At 46.4% G+C, this 1,859-nt stretch carries 2 protein-coding genes; one reads left to right on the top strand and one right to left on the bottom strand.

Annotation, left to right across the window (positions count from 1 at the left end; translation table 11 throughout):
* Window positions 1-184 (top strand): hypothetical protein (locus BV372_RS37280; protein WP_218776805.1); only part of this gene is annotated, 184 nt, incomplete at its 5' end.
* A gap of 39 nt (window positions 185-223) precedes the next feature.
* Here BV372_RS37280 and BV372_RS36895 read toward each other — a convergent pair.
* The coding region (locus BV372_RS36895) for a DUF4912 domain-containing protein (RefSeq protein WP_179198319.1) at window positions 224-1,859 on the bottom strand (1,636 nt) is incomplete at its 5' end.

Genomic DNA, 1,859 nt, shown 5'->3' with positions numbered 1-1,859 from the left:
GGGAGCATCCCACTTTGGAAGAAACATCTGGCGAATGGAATTCGCGGCTACACAAACCAAGTCCCTTCGGGTTCGCCAGTCGCCTGCGGAGGGAAACCCTCCCGCAGCGCTGGACTCACCGCCTGCGCGGACTGATATTGAGCCTGGGTCGCCAGGCTTTGTTTTTGTAGCCCCAGACTTCTAGTCTGAGGGCAATTTGCCAAAATGGGATGCTTCCCACGCCCTATGCTTCGGGGGGGTTTTGGGAGAACTTTTTGTGAATAGTACTAGTTTGTTGCCCATCAGCAGAAGTTGCTGTCATCAGGTAGTCGATTAAGCTATCAGAGAACGGGATACGCAAATGGAAAGTACCATCCGGTTTCAGTTTAATGGCATGACCGGCAATATTTACAGTTGCATCTGGCTCTGTTGCCCCGTGGATAATTAGTTCAGCATCCGCTACAAACCAAAAATCTGGATAGGGACGGCTAAAGACGCGAACAGTGGTGGAACGGGTTATTGATACCCAGCGCTCATGATCTGTAACATAGCCAATTTCTACAATGTAGTCGCGATCGCTTGCAGGGATCGCCACAAAGCGATCGTGTGATAATTCCTCACATTCGTACTGCTGCACAAACTGGGGATTTTGATAACTCAAATCGAGATCAGTGACATCGTACAGTCGGATTGCCAGTTGGGAAATGTTGGAATTCTGCAATACTTGCTTTTCAGTGTCAGAAACGTACCAAGAGACATAAGCCCATTTGGCTGTACGAGTTTTGAGAGTAATGCTGCTTTCAATATGCGCATTATTTGCATCTAATAAATCAGCATGGTCTACGTCTTCTCTGTAAGGATGGCTGAAGACGCGGACAAGTTCAGAACGGGCTATTGATACCCAATGCTCACTGTCTGTAGCATAGCCAATTTCTGCAATGTAGTCGCGATCGCTTGCAGGGATCGCTACCAAGCAATTTTCTGTTGCTGGGTCAAATTCATTCTGCTGGATATACTGAGGAATTTGGTAACTTAGGTCGAGACCAGTGACATCGTATAGCCGCAGTGCCAATTGACAACCTGATTGTTCCAGTGCTTGCTTGTTAGCATCGGAAATCTGCCACGCAGCATCAGCTGATTCTGAAGTTCGAGGTGTAAAGCTAACTCTGTCCTCGACATTGGTTTCTGATTCATCAGCAGTTTCTTCACCTGGGATGTAGGGATTGCTAAAGACACGCACAATCGCGGAACTGGCTATTTTGCTCCAGCGATCGCCATTTGTAATATAGCCAAGTTCTGCAATGTAATTGCGATCGCTTGCGGGGATCGCAATAAAGCGATCGTGTGCTGTTTTGTCACATTCGTACTGCTCCACCAGAGGAGGACTCTGATAACTCAGGTCGATATCATTAACATCGTACAGCCGTAGTATCAATTGGCAGCCTGAATTTTGCAATACTTGCTTTTGAGCGTTGGAAATCTGCCAGGACACATAAGCCCAATTGGGTGTGTGGGGTCTGAGAATAAGACTATCCTCAACATTGGCATTTATTGAAGCAGTGGCTTGTGCTTCTCCTACTGATGCATTATTAACGCTAGTGCTTGATCCTGAATCTTTGTGAATGCCATAAATTTTAGACCAAGCATCAATTCCTGCGCTTGCTGTTACAGATGCAGCACCAGCTAATGAAACATTTTCTTGCCAGTTTGATGCTTCTTCAGTTGTCTGTTCTGGTAAATTAGAGACTATTTCGATAATATCTTCTTCTGTCCCGTCCGCAGTTGATTCAGCTTCGTCTGCCACTGCATCCAATGCTACATCAGGAACATCTGGCAAATCGGGAAGTGTAGCTGCTGTCTCAATGATTGGCAGTTCTACA

The organism is Nostoc sp. T09 (assembly GCF_002154695.1).
Classification (GTDB): domain Bacteria; phylum Cyanobacteriota; class Cyanobacteriia; order Cyanobacteriales; family Nostocaceae; genus Aulosira.
Note: the sequence above shows the minus strand (reverse complement) of the source record. Positions and strands in the feature narration are given on the sequence as shown.